Below are 430 nucleotides of genomic sequence, written 5' to 3' on the forward strand. Positions count from 1 at the left end.
CACGCGGATTTGCCTACGTGACGGCCTACACGCTTACCCCGGCACAACCACCGGCCGGGATCATCTACCTTCCTGCGTCACCCCATCGCTAAACTACTACCACCCAAGGTCCTAGTCTCCCGCATCGCCGGCCGAAGCCATTGAATTGATCAAGTAGTTAGTACAGATGGGTTCGTCTTGGGCGCTCTTTTGCGGGTACGGGAATATCAACCCGTTATCCATCGACTACGCCTCTCGGCCTCGCCTTAGGCCCCGACTCACCCAGGGCGGATTAGCCTGGCCCTGGAACCCTTGGTCATCCGGCGGAAGGGGTTCTCACCCTTCATTCGCTACTCATGCCTGCATTCTCACTCGTATGGCGTCCACGACTGGATCACTCCGCCGCTTCACCCGCCATACGACGCTCCCCTACCCATCCACACACCTGCAC

The 430-nt window shown here is 59.3% G+C and carries 1 rRNA gene; it reads right to left on the bottom strand.

Annotated features, from left to right (window positions below):
* Positions 1 to 430: ribosomal RNA gene (locus QSK32_RS45315) — 23S ribosomal RNA — on the bottom strand; the annotation flags it as partial.

This window comes from Actinoplanes sp. NBRC 101535, assembly GCF_030269225.1.
Classification (GTDB): domain Bacteria; phylum Actinomycetota; class Actinomycetes; order Mycobacteriales; family Micromonosporaceae; genus Actinoplanes; species Actinoplanes rectilineatus.